The following is an 18,982-nucleotide window of genomic DNA, read 5'->3' as shown; positions in this document are numbered from 1 at the left end:
CAACCCTGTGGGAGCTGGCTTGCCTGCGATAGCATCGACTCGGTTTGGCTGATGCACCGAGGTGTCTGCATCGCAGGCAAGCCAGCTCCCACATTGAACCGAGTACATCCCCAAATCTGCGTATACCCAGAATGCACAAAGGCCACCCGAAGGTGGCCTTTGTGGGGTGAAGCGTCAGCTAAGCGCGAGGCTTACTTGACAGCCCAACCAGTCAGCTCAGCCAGGGCCTTGCCGATGTCTGCCAGCGAACGCACGGTTTTAACGCCTGCGTCTTGCAGTGCAGCGAATTTCTCGTCTGCAGTGCCTTTGCCGCCAGAGATGATTGCGCCAGCATGGCCCATGCGCTTGCCCGCAGGGGCAGTCACACCAGCGATGTAGGAAACAACCGGCTTGGTCACGTGGGCCTTGATGTAGGCAGCCGCTTCTTCTTCAGCCGAACCGCCGATCTCACCGATCATTACGATCGCTTCGGTCTTCGGGTCTTCCTGGAACAGCTTCAGGATGTCGATGAAGTTGGAGCCTGGGATCGGGTCACCGCCGATGCCGACGCAAGTCGACTGACCGAAACCGGCGTCAGTGGTCTGCTTCACAGCTTCGTAGGTCAGGGTGCCGGAACGGGAAACGATACCGACTTTACCTGGCAAGTGAATGTGACCTGGCATGATGCCGATCTTGCATTCGCCTGGAGTGATCACGCCTGGGCAGTTAGGGCCGATCAGGACTACGCCCAGCTCGTCGCACTTAACTTTAGCGTCCAGCATGTCCAGGGTAGGAATGCCTTCGGTGATGCAGACGATCAGCTTGATGCCGCCGAATGCTGCTTCCAGGATCGAGTCCTTGCAGAAAGGAGCTGGAACGTAGATCACGCTGGCGGTGGCGCCAGTGGCTTCTACGGCTTCTTTCACGGTGTTGAACACGGGCAGGCCCAGGTGCTCGGTGCCGCCTTTGCCAGGAGTTACGCCGCCAACCATCTGGGTGCCGTACTCGATGGCTTGCTGGGTGTGGAAACTACCTTGCGAACCGGTAATACCCTGGCAGATAACTTTGGTGTCTTTATTGATCAGGACGCTCATTACTTGCCCTCCGCAGCTTTGACAACTTGTTGAGCAGCGTCGGTCAGGCTGGTAGCCGCGATGATGTTCAAACCGCTTTCTGCCAGTACTTTAGCGCCCAGTTCAGCGTTGTTACCTTCGAGGCGAACAACAACCGGGATTTTAACGCCGACTTCTTTCACTGCACCGATGATGCCTTCGGCAATCATGTCGCAACGAACGATGCCGCCGAAGATGTTGACCAGTACTGCAGCGACGTTGGAGTCGGACAGGATGATCTTGAACGCTTCGGTAACGCGTTCCTTGGTAGCGCCACCCCCTACGTCGAGGAAGTTGGCTGGCTTGCCGCCATGCAGGTTGACGATGTCCATGGTACCCATGGCCAGGCCAGCACCGTTGACCATGCAGCCGATGTTACCTTCCAGGGCTACATAGTTCAGTTCGAACTTGGCAGCGTGCGCTTCGCGCGGATCGTCTTGCGACGGATCGTGGAAAGTCTTCAGCTTAGGCTGACGGTACATGGCGTTGGCGTCGATGTTGATCTTGGCGTCGAGGCAGTGCAGATCGCCGTCAGCCTTGATCACCAGCGGGTTCACTTCCAGCAGGGCCAGATCGTGATCCTGGAACAGTTTGGCCAGACCAACGAAGATTTTGGCGAACTGGGCAACTTGCTTGCCTTCCAGGCCCAGCTGGAAAGCCAGCTCGCGACCCTGGAATGGCTGTGCGCCAACCAGTGGATCGATAGTGGCCTTCAGAATTTTTTCTGGGGTTTCGTGAGCGATTTTCTCGATGTCCACGCCACCTTCGGTGGAAGCCATGAACACGATGCGACGGCTCGAACGGTCAACGACAGCGCCCAGGTACAGCTCTTTAGCGATATCAGTGCACGATTCAACCAGGATCTTGGTGACTGGTTGGCCATTGGCATCAGTCTGGTAAGTCACCAGACGCTTGCCCAGCCACTGCTGTGCGAAGGCCTTGGCGTCTTCTTTGCTGCGAACCAGCTTGACGCCGCCCGCTTTACCGCGACCACCGGCGTGGACCTGGGCTTTGACAACCCACTCGCTGCCGCCGATTTTGTCGCAAGCTTCTGCTGCTGCTTCCGGGGTGTCTACTGCGTAGCCCTTGGAAACTGGCAGGCCGTATTCAGCGAACAGCTGCTTACCCTGATACTCGTGAAGATTCATGCTTTTTACCGTCTTCGTTAGGTACTGCGCATTCGGCGCTGCGCTCATTATGAGTGCCGCGCCACCTGTGACTGCTGCTTGCGCAACTTGCGGGGCTTATGGCCCGTAAAGCTGCACAAGGCTGCGTCCAGCGGATATTCCGCGGTGAGTCTTGCGCGCAAGGCTCACGACGGGCAACTCCGCCGTGGTTTCTTATTATCTCGCTTAGCGCTTCTTGCGGTTGGCGATGTGGATGGCGCCGCCATTCACTGCCAACGCGGCTTCGTGCAACGCTTCGGACAGGGTCGGATGGGAGAAGACCATCATGCCCAGGTCCTCGGCACTGGTGCCGAATTCCATGCCGATTGCGCCTTGCTGAACCAGTTCTGCAGCGCTTGGGCCAATCACGTGGACGCCCAATACGCGGTCAGTCTTGGCATCAGCGATGACTTTGACAAAACCACCGGTGTCGTTAGCTGCCATGGCACGGCCAGAAGCGGCAAACGGGAAGGTGCCGACGTTAACTTCAACGCCTTCAGCTTTCAACTGCTGTTCGTTCTTGCCGACCCATGCAATTTCCGGGTGGGTGTAGATAACCGATGGGATCAGGTCGTAGTTCATCTGGGTCTTGTGACCCTTGATGCGCTCAACGACCATGATGCCCTCTTCGGAAGCCTTGTGGGCCAGCATCATGCCACGAACCACGTCGCCAATGGCATAGACGCCAGGCACGGTGGTAGCGCAATGATCGTCAACGTGGATGAAACCACGTTCGTCGATGTTCACGCCGCTGTCGGAAGCCAGCAGGTCGTTGGTCACTGGGCGGCGGCCCACGGCAACGATCAGCTTGTCGAAAGTGATGGTCTGCTCGCCGTCTTTATCGGTGTAGGTCACTACGACTTCTTCGCCGTTGACCTTCGAACCGGTCACACGGGCGCCGAGCTTGATGTCCAGACCTTGTTTGGTCAGGGTTTTCAGCGCTTCCTTGGACACCGCGGTGTCGGCAGCCAGCAGGAACGTGTCCAGGGCTTCCAGCACGGTGACTTCAGCGCCCAGACGCGACCATACCGAACCCAGCTCCAGACCGATCACGCCAGCGCCGATCACGCCCAGGCGCTTAGGTACGGCTTGGAATTCCAGGGCGCCGGTCGAATCAACGATCACGTTGTTATCAACAGGTGCAGGTGGAATGTCGATTGGACGCGAACCTGGGGCCAGGATCACGTTTTCGGCTTCGATGACTTCAACCGAACCGTCTGGCTTGGTGACTTCAACTTTCTTGCCGGCCAGCAGCTTGCCGTGGCCTTGAATCGAAGTCACGCCGTTGGCCTTGAACAAGGTGGCAACGCCGGAAGTCAGGCCTTTGACGATGTTGGCTTTACGGCCGACCATGGCTGGCACGTCCATGGTCACGCCAGCATGGTTGATGCCGTGGATCGCGAAGCCGTCTTGGGCTTCGTGGAATTTCCAGGAGCTGTCCAGCAGCGCCTTGGACGGAATGCAACCTACGTTCAGGCAAGTACCGCCCAACGCCAGTTTGCCTTCCTTGTCGGTGTATTTTTCGATGCAAGCAGTGGAAAGGCCCAGTTGCGCGGCCTTGATGGCGGCAACATAGCCGCCAGGGCCTGCACCAATCACTACAACGTCAAATTTCTGTGTCATGAAAATAGATCCTCTATTTGCGACAAGCTTCTAGTCACACGTTGCAAGCCAAGCTGCTTTTTCCTACAGCTTGCAGCTCGCAACGTGCAACTGCTTCTATCAGATGTCCAGGAGCAGGCGAGCCGGGTCTTCCAGCAGGTTCTTGATGGTCACCAGGAACGTCACGGCTTCTTTACCGTCGATCAGGCGGTGATCGTAAGACAGTGCCAGGTACATCATTGGGCGGATCACGACTTGGCCGTTGATGGCCATCGGACGCTGGATGATGTTGTGCATGCCCAGGATCGCGGCTTGCGGTGGGTTGACGATCGGCGTCGACATCATCGAACCGAAGGTACCACCGTTGGTGATGGTGAAGGTACCGCCGGTCATCTCGTCGATGGTCAGCTTGCCGTCACGGGCTTTCTTGCCGAAGCCAGCGATGCCGCCTTCGATTTCGGCCAGGCTCATCAGCTCGGCGTTACGCAGGACTGGAACCACCAGGCCGCGGTCGCTGGAGACGGCAACGCCGATATCCGAGTAGCCGTGGTAAACGATGTCGCCGCCGTCGATGGAAGCGTTGACTGCCGGGAAGCGCTTCAGCGCTTCGGTGGCCGCTTTCACGAAGAACGACATGAAGCCCAGGCGCACGCCGTTGTGGGACTTCTCGAACAGGTCCTTGTACTTCGAACGCAGGGCCATGACTTCGGTCATGTCGACTTCGTTGAAGGTGGTCAGCATCGCCATGTTCGACTGAGCTTCAACCAGGCGCTTGGCCACGGTGGCACGTACGCGAGTCATCGGTACGCGCTTCTCGGTGCGGTCGCCAGCGGCAAACACAGGCGCAGCGGCAGCAGGCGCTGCAGCCTTGGCAGGTGCGGCAGCCGGAGCGTTCTTCTTGGCTTCAACGGCGGCAACCACGTCTTCCTTGGTCACACGGCCATCTTTGCCGGTGCCCTTGATGGAAGCCAGGTTGATGCCGTTTTCTTCCGCCAGTTGACGTGCAGCCGGTGCAGCGATTGGGTCTTCGCCACCCGCAGCCGGTGCAGCAGGGGCAGAAGCAGCCGGTGCAGCGGCGGCAGGAGCAGGAGCGGCAGCAGCGCTGCCCTCTTCGATCGAACCCAGTACCTGGTTCGACAGAACGGTAGCGCCCTCTTCAGCAACGATCGCGCCCAGCACGCCGTCAGCTTCGGCCAACACTTCCAGAACGACTTTGTCGGTCTCGATGTCGACGATCAGGTCGTCACGCTTGACGGCCTCGCCTGGTTTCTTGTGCCAGGTGGCAACGGTGCCATCGGCAACCGATTCCGGGAATGACGGGGCTTTGATTTCGATAGCCATTATCTGTAGGTCCTTAAAATTCGGTTTCAGTCAGCGCGAAGGCGTTAAACAGTGAAAGCATCTTGCAGCAGTTTTTCCTGCTGCTCGGCGTGCATCGACGCATAACCACAGGCAGGTGCAGCAGAAGCATCACGACCGGCATACTCAAGGACCAATGCCTTGTTGTGGTTGCCGATGCTGCGACGCAGATGATGCTGGCTGCTGTACCAGGCGCCCTGGTTCATCGGTTCTTCCTGACACCACACAACGTTCGTGAGGTTGGTGTAAGGCGCGATGATCTCCATGAGGTCATCTTCCGGGAACGGATAAAGCTGCTCGATACGCACGATGGCGATGTCTTCGCGGCCTTCGGCACGGCGTTTTTCCAGCAGATCGTAGTAGACCTTGCCGCTGCACAGGATCAGGCGAGTGACCTTGGCGGCGTCCAGCGTGTCGATCTCTGGAATCACGGTCTGGAACGAACCTTGGGCCAGATCTTCCAGGGTCGAAACGGCCAGTTTGTGACGCAACAGCGACTTCGGCGTGAGCACCACCAGCGGCTTGCGCAGCGGACGGATCACCTGGCGGCGCAGCAAGTGGTAGATCTGGGCCGGGGTCGTCGGCACGCACACCTGAATGTTGTGCTCGGCGCACAGTTGCAGGTAACGCTCCAGACGGGCCGAGGAGTGCTCCGGGCCCTGGCCTTCATAACCGTGTGGCAGCAGCATGGTCAGACCGCACAGACGGCCCCACTTGTGCTCGCCGCTGGTGATGAACTGGTCGATCACCACTTGGGCACCGTTGGCGAAGTCGCCGAACTGGGCTTCCCAGATCACCAGCGCATTAGGCGTGGTGGTCGAGTAACCGTATTCGAACGCCAGTACGGCTTCTTCGGACAGGAACGAATCGTACAGGTCGAAACGTGGCTGGCCTTCGTACAGGTTCTGCAACGGGATGTAGGTGCCCGCGTCTTTCTGGTTGTGCAATACAGCATGACGGTGCGAGAACGTACCGCGGCCGATGTCCTGGCCGGTCATGCGGATCGGGTGACCTTCGAACGCCAGGGTCGCGTACGCCATGGTTTCGGCGTAACCCCAGTTGATCGGCAGGCCGCCGGCTTGCATCTTCTGACGGTCTTCGTAGATCTTTGCAACCTGGCGCTGTACGACGAAGCCTTCGGGAATTTCCAGCAGCTTGGCGGACAGTTCCTGCAACGTCTTCAAATCGAACGAGGTATCGTGACGTGCAGTCCAGGTGTGACCCAGGTAGGGGCGCCAGTCAACGAACAGCTCTTTGTTCGGTTCCTTGACCAGGCTTTTCACTACATGCAGGCCGTTGTCCAGCGCGTTGCGGTATTCGTCGACTTTCGCCTGAACACGCGCTTCGTCAACCACGCCGGCCTTGGTCAGGCTTTCGGCGTACAGCTCACGGGTGGTGCGCTGCTTGGTGATCTGCTGGTACATCAACGGCTGGGTGCCGCTTGGCTCGTCCGCTTCGTTGTGACCGCGACGGCGGTAGCAAACCAGGTCGATGACCACGTCGCGCTTGAACTGCATGCGGTAGTCGACAGCCAGTTGGGTCACGAACAGCACGGCTTCCGGATCATCGCCATTCACATGGAGGATCGGCGCCTGGATCATCTTGGCAACGTCGGTGGCGTACTCGGTGGAGCGCGCATCCAACGGGTTGCTGATGGTGAAACCCACCTGGTTGTTGATGACGATGTGAACGGTACCGCCGGTCTTGAAGCCGCGGGTCTGCGACATCTGGAACGTTTCCAGGACCACGCCTTGACCGGCGAATGCCGCGTCACCGTGGATGGAAATCGGCAGCACTTTCTCACCGGTGGCGTCGTTACGACGATCCTGGCGAGCACGTACCGAACCCTCGACCACTGGCGAAACGATTTCCAGGTGGGAGGGGTTGAAGGCCATGGCCAGGTGAACTTCACCGCCGGTGGTCATCACGTTGGACGAGAAGCCCTGGTGGTATTTAACGTCACCGGAACCCAGCTCGACCTTCTTCTTGCCTTCGAACTCGTCGAACAGCTCACGCGGGTTCTTGCCGAAGGTGTTGACCAACACGTTCAGGCGACCACGGTGAGCCATGCCGATCACGATTTCCTTGGTGCCATAGGAACCGGAACGCTGGATCAGCTCGTCGAGCATCGGAATCAGGCTTTCGCCGCCTTCCAGGCCGAAACGCTTGGTGCCTGGGTATTTGGTGCCCAGGTATTTCTCGAGGCCTTCGGCCGCGGTCACGCGCTCCAGCAGGTGGCCGCGCACATCGGCGGACAATACCGGACGGCCACGCACGCCTTCCAGGCGGTGCTGGAACCAGTGGCGCTGCTCGGAATCGGTGATGTGCGTGAATTCAGCGCCGATGGTGCGGCAATATGTCTGCTGCAACGCTTCGTGAATTTCGCGTAGGCTCGCTTCCTCTTTGCCGATGAACAGGTCGCCGGCACGGAAGGTCGTATCAAGATCGGCATTGGTCAAGCCGTAATGATTGATCGACAGGTCTGCAGGTGCAGGACGCTGCCACAGCCCCAGCGGGTCAAGCTGGGCTGCCTGGTGGCCACGCATACGGTAGGCCTGGATCAGTCGCAGTACTTCAACTTGCTTCTTCTCGTGCTCACTGCTCACGCTGCCGGCGGAAACCGGTTGGGCGCGGCGCTGGTTCTTTGCCAGCAGCACGAACTGATCGCGAATTGTTGCGTGCGATACATCGGTGGCAGCGTTGCCGTCTGAAGACAACGTCTGAAATTTGGTGCGCCATTCTTCTGGCACAGCGTTAGGGTCGTGCAGGTAGAGCTCATAAAGCTCTTCCACATAGGCAGCGTTACCACCTGAAAGATAGCCGCTGTTCCACATGCGCTGCATCACGCTTTCTTGCATGCTTGGTCACCCTCGATTTGGGGACACCACCGGCGAAAACACCGAGTTTGCTTGCAAAAGGCCAAGTGCAGCGACCAAAACAAGCCACTTAGGATCACGCTGATAGTTCGGGTACCAACCCGAATGCCCCTGCTTGTCTCATTTCTTCAAAATAAGAGCCGCGGCTTTGTAAGTCGCTGCTCAAGTTAAAACTACGGCGCCGGTTGAAGCCTGCGCCGCAGCATTTACGGGCACAACGGTCCTGCTTTACTACAACGTCAGTTACACGCCGCTTTGCAGCAGCATGTTACGGATGTGACCAATGGCCTTAGTCGGGTTCAGGCCTTTAGGACATACGTTGACGCAGTTCATGATCCCGCGGCAGCGGAATACGCTGAACGGGTCATCCAGCGAAGCCAGACGCTCGGACGTCTTGGTATCACGGCTGTCTGCCAGGAAGCGGTAGGCTTGCAGCAGGGCAGCTGGACCCAGGAACTTGTCCGGGTTCCACCAGAAGGACGGGCAGGATGTCGAGCAGCAAGCGCACAGGATGCACTCGTACAGGCCATCGAGCTTTTCACGTTCTTCCGGGGACTGCAGACGCTCGATGGCCGGAGCCGGCGTGTCGTTCTGCAGGAACGGCTTAACTTTCTCGTATTGCTTGTAGAAGATGCTCATATCGACGACCAGGTCACGGATAACCGGCAAACCTGGCAGTGGACGAACGATCAGCTTGTTGCCTTTGACCACGGCGGACAGCGGCGTGATGCACGCCAGGCCGTTTTTGCCGTTGATGTTCATGCCGTCGGAACCGCACACACCTTCACGGCAAGAGCGACGATAGGAGAAACCCTCGTCCTGCTCTTTGATCAGTGCCAGTACATCCAGCACCATCAGGTCTTTACCACCGGTATCGACCTGGAACTCCTGCATGAACGGCGCAGCGTCCTGATCAGGGTTGTAGCGATAAACACTGACTTTCAACATGGCAGCCACCCTTAGTAAGTCCGAATCTTCGGTTCAAACGTCGGCACCGTCTTCGGCGAGAAGTTCACGGCACGCTTGGTTACGCGCTTGTCACCCGGGAAGTACAGGGTGTGGCACAACCAGTTTTCGTCGTCGCGATCTTCAAAGTCTTCACGAGCGTGAGCACCACGGGACTCTTTACGAACCTCGGCGGCGATCGCCGTCGCTTCAGCCACTTCCAGCAGGTTTTGCAGCTCAAGGGCTTCGATACGAGCGGTGTTGAACGCCTGGCTCTTATCGTTGATCTTGACGTTGGCGATGCGCTTGCGCAGGTCAGCCAGTTGGGCAATACCCTTCTGCATGTATTCGCCGGTACGGAACACACCGAAGTAGTTCTGCATGCAGTTTTGCAGCTCGCGACGCAGGGTCGCTACGTCTTCGCCATCTGTGCGCTCGTTCAGAGCGTTCAGGCGCGCCAGGGCGGCTTCAATGTTGGCGTCGGTGGCGTCATCGTATTCGATGCCGTCGGTCAGCGCCTTCTCCAGGTGCAGGCCGGCCGCGCGACCGAATACCACCAGGTCAAGCAGCGAGTTACCGCCCAGGCGGTTGGCACCGTGAACCGATACGCAAGCCACTTCACCTACTGCGAACAGACCATGGATGATCTCGTCCTGGCCGTCGGCGTTCTGGGTGATTGCCTGGCCATGAATGTTGGTCGGCACGCCGCCCATCATATAGTGGCAAGTTGGAACCACCGGAACCGGAGCAACTACCGGGTCAACGTGGGCGAAGGTCTTGGACAGCTCGCAGATACCAGGCAGGCGGCTGTGCAGCACTTCTTCACCCAGGTGATCGAGCTTGAGCAGTACGTGGTCGCCATTCGGGCCACAGCCGTTACCGGCGATGATCTCTTTAACCATCGAACGAGCCACAACGTCACGGCCAGCCAAGTCTTTGGCGTTCGGAGCATAACGCTCCATGAAACGCTCGCCGTGCTTGTTGATCAGGTAACCACCTTCACCACGGCAACCTTCGGTCACCAGTACACCGGCGCCGGCGATGCCGGTCGGGTGGAACTGCCACATTTCGATGTCTTGTACCGGTACGCCAGCACGCAGGGCCATGCCGACGCCGTCACCGGTGTTGATCAGGGCGTTGGTGGTAGAAGCGTAGATACGACCTGCACCACCGGTCGCCAGCACAGTAGCCTTGGCGCGGATGTAAGTGGTTTCACCGGTTTCGATGCAGATGGCGATCACGCCGACGAACTCGCCCTTGCCGTTCTTCACTAGGTCAACCGCGTAGTACTCGTTCAGGAACGTGGTACCGGCTTTCAGGTTGCCTTGGTAAAGGGTATGCAGCAGCGCATGACCAGTACGGTCGGACGCAGCGCAAGTACGGGCAGCCTGCCCGCCTTTACCGTAATCCTTGGACTGGCCACCGAATGGGCGCTGGTAGATACGGCCTTGCTCGGTACGGGAGAACGGCAGACCCATGTGGTCCAGCTCGAACACCGCGGCCGGGCCTTCCTGACACATGTATTCGATAGCGTCCTGGTCACCGATATAGTCGGAACCCTTGACGGTATCGTACATGTGCCAGCGCCAGTCATCGTTCGGGTCGGCGGAGGCGATGGCGCAGGTGATGCCACCCTGGGCCGATACGGTGTGGGAGCGCGTCGGGAACACTTTGGTGATCACGGCAGTCTTGTGACCGCCCTGGGCCAGCTGCAGCGCAGCGCGCATGCCAGCACCGCCGCCACCAATAATGATGGCGTCGAATGAAATAGTTGGAATGTTAGCCATGAATCAGATACCCCAAAGAATCTGCACACCCCAGACGAAGTAAGCGAACATCGCGACGCCGCATACTGCCTGGAAGAGGAAACGTACTGCAGTCGCGGACTTGCCCAGCGCCATCGGCGTCAGGTAGTCAGTCGCGATGGTCCACATGCCAACCCAGGCGTGAGCGCCCAGGGCTACAAGGGCCAGCAGACTGAAGATTCGCATCGCATTGTGGGAAAACAGGCCGTGCCATTGCTCATAGCCGATGCCCGGGTTTGCGACGAGGTATCCGATCAGGAAAATGAAATAAGCCGCGAGAACGACCGCAGACACACGCTGTGCCATCCAGTCATAGAGGCCCGAACGCGACAGATTCGTTACGCTGGTTACCATATCCAAACTCCTGCCAGAACGATCAGCACCACGGAAATGGCGATGATGATTTTCGAGCCCAGGCGGCCGCCTTCCAGCGTCTCACCGATGCCCATGTCCATGATCAAGTGGCGCACACCGGCTACCAGGTGATACAGAAGAGAGGACAGGAGGCCCCATGCTACGAACTTGGCCAGCGGGCTGGTCAAGCATGCCTTCACCTCGGCGTATCCTTCCTCGGAACCCAGGGATTTGCTCAATGCATAAAGCATGATGCCCAAGCCCAGGAACAGGATGATGCCGGAAACACGGTGCAGGAACGACGTAACGCCGGTGATGGGGAGTTTGATGGTCCTTAGGTCTAGGTTTACAGGTCGTTGGCTATTCACGGCTTTTTTTCACACTGAAGAGCCCCTAACAATCAGGGCAAAGTTGTTGGGGAGTGCGACTGGTCAGGTAAGCACCACCCAGGGAGTGCGACCCCCAATGAAAGCAAGCCCAAAAGCCCTTGGCGGTCGGTGGCCGAGTATAGACAGTTAGGTTACTAATGACAACGCGCACACCTCACCCTAATAGCTGATTGCGCTGGCGGGATAAAAGGCGTAAATGGCAGGCAATTTCGACGAAAAAGTACGGTTAAAGCCTTCTGGCGCAAGACTTTAGGCAAATTGACATCTGGATTTATATCAATATAGTGGTGCGGGCCCTGCGTGGGGGGTCTGTCTGATGATTTGAAGCATAAATAGGAGGCCACATGGCTGACAAAAAAGCGCAGTTGATCATCGAGGGCGCAGCCCCCGTCGAGCTGCCCATTTTAACCGGCACCGTTGGTCCCGATGTTATCGACGTACGGGGCCTGACGGCCACGGGCCGTTTTACTTTCGACCCAGGCTTCATGTCGACCGCTTCCTGCGAGTCGAAGATCACCTATATCGATGGTGATAATGGCATTCTGCTTCATCGCGGCTACCCGATCGAGCAACTGGCTGAAAAGTCGGACTACCTGGAAACCTGCTACCTGCTGCTAAATGGCGAATTGCCAACAGCCGAGCAGAAAGCCCAGTTCGTCAGCACCGTGAAGAACCACACCATGGTTCACGAGCAGTTGAAGACCTTCTTCAACGGCTTCCGTCGCGACGCCCACCCGATGGCCGTCATGTGCGGTGTAGTAGGCGCCCTGTCGGCCTTCTATCACGACTCCCTGGACATCAATAACCCGCAGCATCGCGAAATTTCCGCGATCCGCCTGGTTGCCAAGATGCCGACCCTGGCCGCAATGGTTTACAAGTACTCCATGGGCCAACCCATGATGTACCCGCGCAACGACCTGACGTACGCGGAAAACTTCCTGCACATGATGTTCAACACCCCGTGCGAGATCAAACCGATCAGCCCGGTGCTCGCCAAGGCCATGGACCGGATCTTCATCCTCCACGCGGACCACGAGCAGAACGCTTCCACCTCCACCGTGCGCCTGGCGGGCTCTTCGGGTGCCAACCCGTTCGCCTGTATTGCCGCCGGCATCGCCGCACTGTGGGGCCCTGCCCACGGCGGTGCGAACGAAGCCGTATTGACCATGCTCGATGAAATCGGCGATGTGTCCAACATCGACAAATTCATCGCCAAGGCCAAGGACAAGAACGACTCGTTCAAGTTGATGGGCTTCGGTCACCGGGTCTACAAGAACCGCGACCCGCGCGCCACCGTCATGAAGCAGACCTGCGACGAAGTGTTGAAGGAACTGGGCATCAAGAACGATCCGCAACTCGAACTGGCCATGCGCCTGGAAGAGATCGCCCTGACCGACCCGTACTTCATCGAACGCTCGCTGTACCCGAACGTCGACTTCTACTCGGGGATCATCCTCAAGGCGATCGGCATTCCAACCAGCATGTTCACCGTGATCTTCGCCCTGGCGCGGACCGTGGGCTGGATCTCCCACTGGAAAGAAATGCTCTCCAGCCCGTACAAGATTGGTCGCCCGCGCCAGCTGTACACCGGCTACGAGTCGCGTGACATCACCAAGCTGGAAGATCGCAAGTAAGCACTTGATTGTATGTTTGTAATGAGAACGGCCTCCCTTAGTGGAGGCCGTTTTTGTTTGTGTGGCCTGATCTACCGTCATCGCAGGCAAGCCAGCTCCCACAGTCGATCGGGTTCACACAGTCAACCTGTGGGAGCCGGGCTTGCCCGCGATGAGGCCAGCCCAGGCAACACAAAAGACCCAGGCAAAAAAATACCCCGGCCTTGCGACCGGGGTATCTCTTATGCAACTGACAACTCAGTGATTAACCGCCCCGCTCGCCCCCAGGCCAGTCTGCGAACGCACAAACTGTGGGAAGTACAGCGCGCGCTCTTTCTCTGCCGCCGCCGACTTGTCGGTGATGGAGAAGAACCAGATGCCGACGAACGCAATGATCATCGAGAACAGCGCCGGGTACTCGTACGGGAAGATCGCCTTTTCATGGTGCAGGATCGAGACCCAGATGGTCGGGCCGAGGATCATCAGGCCCACGGCGCTGATCAAGCCCAGCCAGCCGCCAATCATGGCGCCACGGGTGGTGAGGTTTTTCCAGTACATGGAAAGCAGCAGCACCGGGAAGTTACAGCTGGCGGCGATGGAGAACGCCAGGCCGACCATGAACGCAATGTTCTGGCTTTCGAACAGGATACCCAGGCCGATGGCCAATACCCCCAAGGCTACGGTGGTGATCTTCGACACGCGAATCTCGTCCTTCTCGTTGGCCTTGCCTTTCTTGATCACGCTGGCATACAGGTCATGGGACACCGCCGAAGCACCCGCCAGGGTCAAGCCGGCAACCACCGCCAGGATGGTGGCAAACGCCACAGCCGAGATGAAGCCCAGGAAGATACTGCCGCCCACCGCGTTGGCCAGGTGCACCGCCGCCATGTTGTTGCCACCGAGCAAGGCGCCCGCTGCGTCCTTGAACGCCGGGTTGGTGCTGACCAGCAGGATCGCGCCGAAGCCGATGATGAAGGTCAGGATATAGAAGTAGCCGATGAAGCCGGTTGCGTACAGCACGCTCTTACGCGCTTCCTTGGCGTCGCTCACCGTGAAGAAGCGCATCAGGATGTGCGGCAGGCCAGCGGTACCGAACATCAGTGCCAGGCCCAGGGAGAATGCCGAGATCGGGTCTTTCACCAGGCCGCCGGGGCTCATGATCGCCTCACCTTTGGGGTGAACCTTGATCGCCTCGGAGAACAGCATGTTGAAGTCGAAGTTGACGTGCTTCATCACCATCAGCGCCATGAACGAGGCACCGGACAGCAACAGTACCGCCTTGATGATCTGCACCCAGGTGGTCGCCAACATACCGCCGAACAGCACGTACATGCACATCAGGATACCCACCAGGATCACCGCCACATGGTAATCAAGGCCAAACAGCAGTTGGATCAGCTTGCCCGCGCCGACCATCTGCGCGATCAGGTAGAACGCCACCACCACCAGCGAGCCACAGGCCGACAGGCTGCGGATCTGGGTTTGCCCCAGGCGATAGGACGCCACGTCGGCAAAGGTGTATTTGCCCAGGTTACGCAAGCGCTCGGCGATCAGGAACAGAATGATCGGCCAGCCCACCAGGAAGCCGATCGAGTAGATCAAGCCGTCGTAGCCGGAGGTGAACACCAGCGCGGAAATCCCCAGGAAGGACGCCGCCGACATGTAGTCACCGGCAATCGCCAGACCGTTCTGGAAACCGGTGATCTTGCCGCCCGCCGCATAGTAGTCCGCCGCCGATTTGTTGCGCTTGGACGCCCAGTAAGTGATGCACAGGGTGGCGCCGACAAACGCGACGAACATCACAATGGCCGAGATGTTCAGCGGTTGCTTGTGCACTTCACCGGTCAATGCGTCCGCCGCCCAAACGGCCGGAGCCAACAGCGAAGCACCGAATAGAGCCAATAGACGCCGGATCATTGCGCAGCCTCCTTGAGAATCGCATTGTTCAGGTCGTCAAATTCGCCGTTGGCCCGACGCACGTAGATGCCGGTGAGAATGAAGGCCGACACAATCAGCCCGACGCCCAGGGGAATGCCCCAGGTAATCGAGGAACCGGGGCTGATCTTGGCCCCCAGTACTTGTGGCCCGTAGGCAATCAACAGGATGAAAGCGGAGTAAAGCCCTAGCATGATCGCCGAGAGAATCCAGGCGAACCTTTCCCTTTTCCTGACCAGCTCCTTGAAACGCGGGCTGTTTTGAATCGAGAGGTAAATGCTGTCGTTCATTGTTTTTATCCTCGCAGCACAGCTTTTTATTATTTTGGAACGTATCCACTGTATGCGGCTGCGCAATGGGTTCCAGACGACCTTAGTAGTAGATCGAGCTTAGCGAGGATTTGTAAAAAATGTAGGAGCGAGCTTGCTCGCGAAAAACGTCAACGATAACGCGTTCATTCTGGATGATCGCGGTGCCTATGCGTTCTTCGCGAGCAAGCTCGCTCCTACAATTGGGGCGGGGTTATTTAGCGGTCCATTCGGCGACGCGCTCGGGGTGCTTGGCTACCCAGTCCTTGGCCGCGGCGTCCGGCTTGGCGCCTTCTTGAATCGCCAGCATGACTTCACCGATTTCATCCTTGGAGGCCCACTGGAATTTCTTCAGGAAGGCCGCGACTTCCGGCGCTTTCTTCTCCAGGCCCTTGCTGCCGATGCTGTTGACCGTTTCAGCAGCACCATAAATCCCTTTTGGGTCGTCCAGGAAACGCAGTTTCCACTTGGCGAACATCCAGTGCGGCACCCAACCGGTGACCGCAATCGACTCCTGCTTGTCTTCGGCACGGGTCAGTTCGGCAATCATCGCCGCACCCGAGCTGGCTTGCAGTTTGTAGTCCAGGCCATATTGCTTGATGGCTTCGTCGGTCTTGAGCATTACGCCTGAACCGGCGTCGATGCCGACGATCTTGTTCTTGAAGGTGGTATCGGTCTTGAGGTCTTCGATGGACTTGGCCTTGACGTACTCCGGCACGATCAAGCCGATCTTGGCGTCCTTGAAGTTGGGGCCGTAGTCGACCACCTTGTCCTTGTTCTTGGTCCAGTATTCACCGTGGGTTACAGGTAGCCAGGCGGAGAGCATGGCATCGAGTTTGCCGGTGGCGACGCCCTGCCACATGATCCCGGTGGCAACCGCTTGCAGTTTTACGTCGTAGCCGAGCTTTTGCTTGATCACCTCTGCCGCCACATGAGTGGTGGCCACGCTGTCGGACCAGCCGTCCACGTAGCCGATGCTCAGGGTCTTGCTGTCGGCACTGGCCAGTGAGGAGCCCATCGCAACTACCAGAGTGGCAGCTGCGCCCAAGAGTCGTCGCATCTTCATAGTACTTCCCCGAAAGTGCTGCGCCCGACGGATGCCGAGCGACGTCAAACTGTTGTTATAGGGTGCACCGCGCCCCCTTCACGCGCATCGATCCGGTTGCTGAGGCATCAGTGGAGTACTGACAGTTTTATCTTCAACCTGCGTAGGCATTTGCCCTGCTCTGTCAGCGACCTTGGTTGAGCAAGAAACGACATCACATCGCCAGTAGGACGCTTTGTAGGCGTTATCGCCAGAATCCCGCCCGAAGTTTGCATGTCAAAATTATGCAGCCGCACTGGGCTGCGGCAAATCCGGGTAAGATGCGCGCCTTTGCTCCCCCAGATAAGCCGACCATGCCCGCGACTGCCCGCTTCCCTGCCCTGCCCTATTTCTTTGCCTTGATCCTCGGCGTGCTTGCCCTTGCCGGCTACTGGTACGGCCTCGGCCGGCCCGTGGTATTGCCGGACGTCGCCAGCGCCAGCCATAAGCTGCAATGTGCGTCCTACACGCCGTTCGACAAAGACCAATCCCCATTCGACCAACCGTTCGCGCTGCGCCCCGAGCGCATGGACGCCGACCTGGCGCTGCTCGCCACGCGTTTTGAGTGCATTCGCACCTATTCCATGACCGGCCTGGAAGCCCTGCCGGACATGGCGCGCAAGCATGGGTTGAAGGTGATGGCCGGGGCCTGGGTCAGCAGTGACCCCGTGGCGACTCAAAAAGAGATCAACGAGTTGATCGCGGCGGCCAACGCCAGCCCGGACGTGGTGACCTCGGTGATCGTCGGCAACGAAGCCCTGCTGCGCAAGGAAGTCACTGCCAAGCAACTGGTGGCGCTGATCCATCAGGTTAAAAGCCAGATCAAGCAGCCCGCCACCTATGCCGATGTCTGGGAATTTTGGTTGCAACACCCGGAAATCGAGCCGGCGGTGGACTTCCTGACCATTCACCTGCTGCCGTATTGGGAAGATGAGCCATCCGGCATCGACCAGGCGCTCAAGCACGTGGGCGATGTGCGCCAGACCTTCGGCCATAAATTCGCGCCCAAGGACATCGTGATCGGCGAAACCGGCTGGCCCAGCGAGGGTCGCCAGCGCGAAACCGCCGTGCCCAGCCGGGTCAATGAAGCCAGGTTCATGCGTGGCTTCGTGGCCATGGCCGAAGCCAATGGCTGGCGCTACAACCTGATCGAAGCCTTTGACCAGCCATGGAAGCGCGCCAGTGAAGGGGCTGTGGGCGGTTACTGGGGGCTGTTCGATGCAGACCGTCAGGACAAAGGCGTTCTCGCAGGCCCTGTGACCAATGTGCCGTACTGGCCGCTGTGGCTGGGCGTCGGCGGGCTCATCCTGCTTGGCACCCTGGTGCTCGGCGGCCGCGTTCGCAGCCCGCGCTCTGCGTTAATACTGCCATTGCTCGGTGCCGTGGCGGCATGTTCCATCGGCAGTTGGGCCGAACTGACCCGCGTTACCGCGCGCTTCAACGATGAATGGGTATGGGCAGGCTTGCTGGTGGTGTTGAACCTGCTGGTGCTGGCGCACGCCGCCCTGGCCCTCAGCGCCCGGGAAGGCTGGCGTGAGCGCGGGTTCCACTGGCTGGAGCAGCGCGCCGGCTGGCTGGTGGCAATCGCCGGGTTTGCCGGTGCGGTGATGATGCTGGCGCTGGTGTTTGACCCGCGCTATCGCAGCTTCCCAAGCGCAGCGCTGGTGCTGCCGGCCCTGGTGTACCTGGTACGCCCGGTAACCGGGCCGCGTCGGGAGATTGCATTGCTGGCCTTTATCATCGGTGCCGGCATTGCGCCGCAGTTGTACCGTGAAGGGCTGTTGAACCAGCAGGCCTGGGGTTGGGCAGTGGTCAGCGTGCTGATGGTTGCGGCTTTGTGGCGTTGCTTGCGGGTGCGCAAGGCTTGACACCGCTATCGCAGGCAAGCCAGCTCCCACCGTTGATTGGGTTCACACATTTCTATCTGTGAGCACGGTCAACTGTGGGAGCTGGCTTGCCTGCGATGAGGCCACATCAGGCCCCGCGCGGCTTCCTGACCAACCGCAACCCCGCAATCACCACTGCAAACACCGCAAACGTCGTGTTGTACAACGCCAGCGCCGGCAACCCGAACACCAACCCCACCACCGCCAACGCCCACCCCGCACGCCCCGGTACAAAAAAGCCCAGCACCGAGGTGATCAACGCCGCCCACCCCAGCAGCTTGAAATGAATCATCAAACCCAAATTCGAACGCACCTGGCACTCCCAGCGGCTGGCCTCATCCGCACAGATGCCAACCCATTGCCCATCCTCCATAAAGCCATAGCGTGCGGCATAACTGGCGGCCAGCCATAACGGCAGGGCAATAAGCAGCAGGATCAACGGCAAACGACGGGACATGGGGCACTCCGATAGGCAAAAACGGCGCCCAGCTTAATCCCACGGCGGCCGTTAGCAAGGTGTTCGCACAGATATCTGTTCAACAAAGCATGGCAAAGTGTATCGTCTCGCT

The 18,982-nt window shown here is 58.8% G+C and carries 15 protein-coding genes; 2 read left to right on the top strand and 13 right to left on the bottom strand.

Annotation, left to right across the window (positions count from 1 at the left end; all coding sequences use genetic code 11):
• Window positions 1-191: 191 nt before the first annotated feature.
• The 9 genes from sucD to sdhC all read right to left on the bottom strand — a co-directional run bounded on the left by sucD (window position 192) and on the right by sdhC (window position 11,566).
• Window positions 192-1,073: a succinate--CoA ligase subunit alpha gene (gene sucD / locus QK296_RS17620; RefSeq protein ID WP_003190013.1), complete on the bottom strand. Its 882-nt coding sequence runs from the start codon at window positions 1,071-1,073 to the stop codon at window positions 192-194.
• Window positions 1,073-2,239 carry an ADP-forming succinate--CoA ligase subunit beta gene (gene sucC / locus QK296_RS17615; RefSeq protein WP_003190011.1) on the bottom strand — a complete coding sequence of 389 codons (1,167 nt, stop codon included), beginning with the start codon at window positions 2,237-2,239 and terminating at the stop codon, window positions 1,073-1,075. The genes sucD and sucC overlap by 1 nt, the downstream gene beginning before the upstream one ends.
• Before the next feature lie 204 nt (window positions 2,240-2,443).
• Window positions 2,444-3,880: a dihydrolipoyl dehydrogenase gene (gene lpdA, locus QK296_RS17610; RefSeq protein WP_003190010.1), complete on the bottom strand. Its 1,437-nt coding sequence runs from the start codon at window positions 3,878-3,880 to the stop codon at window positions 2,444-2,446.
• 99 nt (window positions 3,881-3,979) lie between these two features.
• A complete protein-coding gene (gene odhB / locus QK296_RS17605; RefSeq protein ID WP_003190009.1) occupies window positions 3,980-5,200 on the bottom strand; it encodes a 2-oxoglutarate dehydrogenase complex dihydrolipoyllysine-residue succinyltransferase in 1,221 nt (406 codons plus the stop codon).
• Window positions 5,201-5,244: 44 nt separating this feature from the next.
• Complete coding sequence (locus QK296_RS17600) at window positions 5,245-8,076, bottom strand: 2-oxoglutarate dehydrogenase E1 component (RefSeq protein ID WP_003190008.1); 2,832 nt, start codon at window positions 8,074-8,076, stop codon at window positions 5,245-5,247.
• Window positions 8,077-8,337: 261 nt separating this feature from the next.
• Entirely contained in the window at window positions 8,338-9,042 is a 705-nt protein-coding gene (locus QK296_RS17595; RefSeq protein WP_003172807.1) for a succinate dehydrogenase iron-sulfur subunit, read from the bottom strand.
• Window positions 9,043-9,053: 11 nt separating this feature from the next.
• Window positions 9,054-10,826 carry a succinate dehydrogenase flavoprotein subunit gene (sdhA, locus tag QK296_RS17590; RefSeq protein WP_034135179.1) on the bottom strand — a complete coding sequence of 591 codons (1,773 nt, stop codon included), beginning with the start codon at window positions 10,824-10,826 and terminating at the stop codon, window positions 9,054-9,056.
• A gap of 3 nt (window positions 10,827-10,829) precedes the next feature.
• The gene (gene sdhD, locus QK296_RS17585) at window positions 10,830-11,198 is read right to left on the bottom strand and encodes a succinate dehydrogenase, hydrophobic membrane anchor protein (protein ID WP_003172805.1); all 369 of its coding nucleotides are present in this window, start codon (window positions 11,196-11,198) and stop codon (window positions 10,830-10,832) included.
• Window positions 11,192-11,566, bottom strand: coding sequence for a succinate dehydrogenase, cytochrome b556 subunit (sdhC, locus tag QK296_RS17580; protein WP_003190005.1), 375 nt, complete (start codon window positions 11,564-11,566; stop codon window positions 11,192-11,194). The genes sdhD and sdhC overlap by 7 nt, the downstream gene beginning before the upstream one ends.
• 365 nt (window positions 11,567-11,931) lie before the next feature.
• Between sdhC and gltA the strand changes: the two genes are divergently transcribed.
• Complete coding sequence (gltA, locus tag QK296_RS17575) at window positions 11,932-13,221, top strand: citrate synthase (protein WP_003190003.1); 1,290 nt, start codon at window positions 11,932-11,934, stop codon at window positions 13,219-13,221.
• Window positions 13,222-13,458: 237 nt separating this feature from the next.
• Here gltA and QK296_RS17570 read toward each other — a convergent pair whose 3' ends face one another.
• From QK296_RS17570 to QK296_RS17560, 3 genes are all read right to left on the bottom strand, one after another.
• The gene (locus QK296_RS17570; RefSeq protein WP_003190002.1) at window positions 13,459-15,117 is read right to left on the bottom strand and encodes a cation acetate symporter; all 1,659 of its coding nucleotides are present in this window, start codon (window positions 15,115-15,117) and stop codon (window positions 13,459-13,461) included.
• On the bottom strand, window positions 15,114-15,425 hold the full coding sequence (locus QK296_RS17565; protein WP_003190001.1) for a DUF485 domain-containing protein: 312 nt from the start codon (window positions 15,423-15,425) through the stop codon (window positions 15,114-15,116). The genes QK296_RS17570 and QK296_RS17565 overlap by 4 nt, the downstream gene beginning before the upstream one ends.
• Window positions 15,426-15,657: 232 nt before the next feature.
• Window positions 15,658-16,509 carry a glycine betaine ABC transporter substrate-binding protein gene (locus QK296_RS17560; RefSeq protein WP_003189999.1) on the bottom strand — a complete coding sequence of 284 codons (852 nt, stop codon included), beginning with the start codon at window positions 16,507-16,509 and terminating at the stop codon, window positions 15,658-15,660.
• 332 nt (window positions 16,510-16,841) lie between these two features.
• Here QK296_RS17560 and QK296_RS17555 point away from each other — a divergent pair, with 332 nt between their 5' ends.
• Window positions 16,842-18,395, top strand: coding sequence for a glycosyl hydrolase family 17 protein (locus QK296_RS17555; RefSeq protein WP_282391129.1), 1,554 nt, complete (start codon window positions 16,842-16,844; stop codon window positions 18,393-18,395).
• A 106-nt stretch (window positions 18,396-18,501) separates the two neighbouring features.
• On the opposite strand, the gene QK296_RS17550 is transcribed toward QK296_RS17555, so the two are convergent.
• Window positions 18,502-18,870 carry a hypothetical protein gene (locus QK296_RS17550; protein WP_014717724.1) on the bottom strand — a complete coding sequence of 123 codons (369 nt, stop codon included), beginning with the start codon at window positions 18,868-18,870 and terminating at the stop codon, window positions 18,502-18,504.
• Window positions 18,871-18,982 lie beyond the last annotated feature (112 nt).

The organism is Pseudomonas sp. AL10 (assembly GCF_029960685.1).
Taxonomy (GTDB): domain Bacteria; phylum Pseudomonadota; class Gammaproteobacteria; order Pseudomonadales; family Pseudomonadaceae; genus Aquipseudomonas; species Aquipseudomonas lactis.
This window is presented reverse-complemented; position numbering and strand designations above follow the sequence as displayed.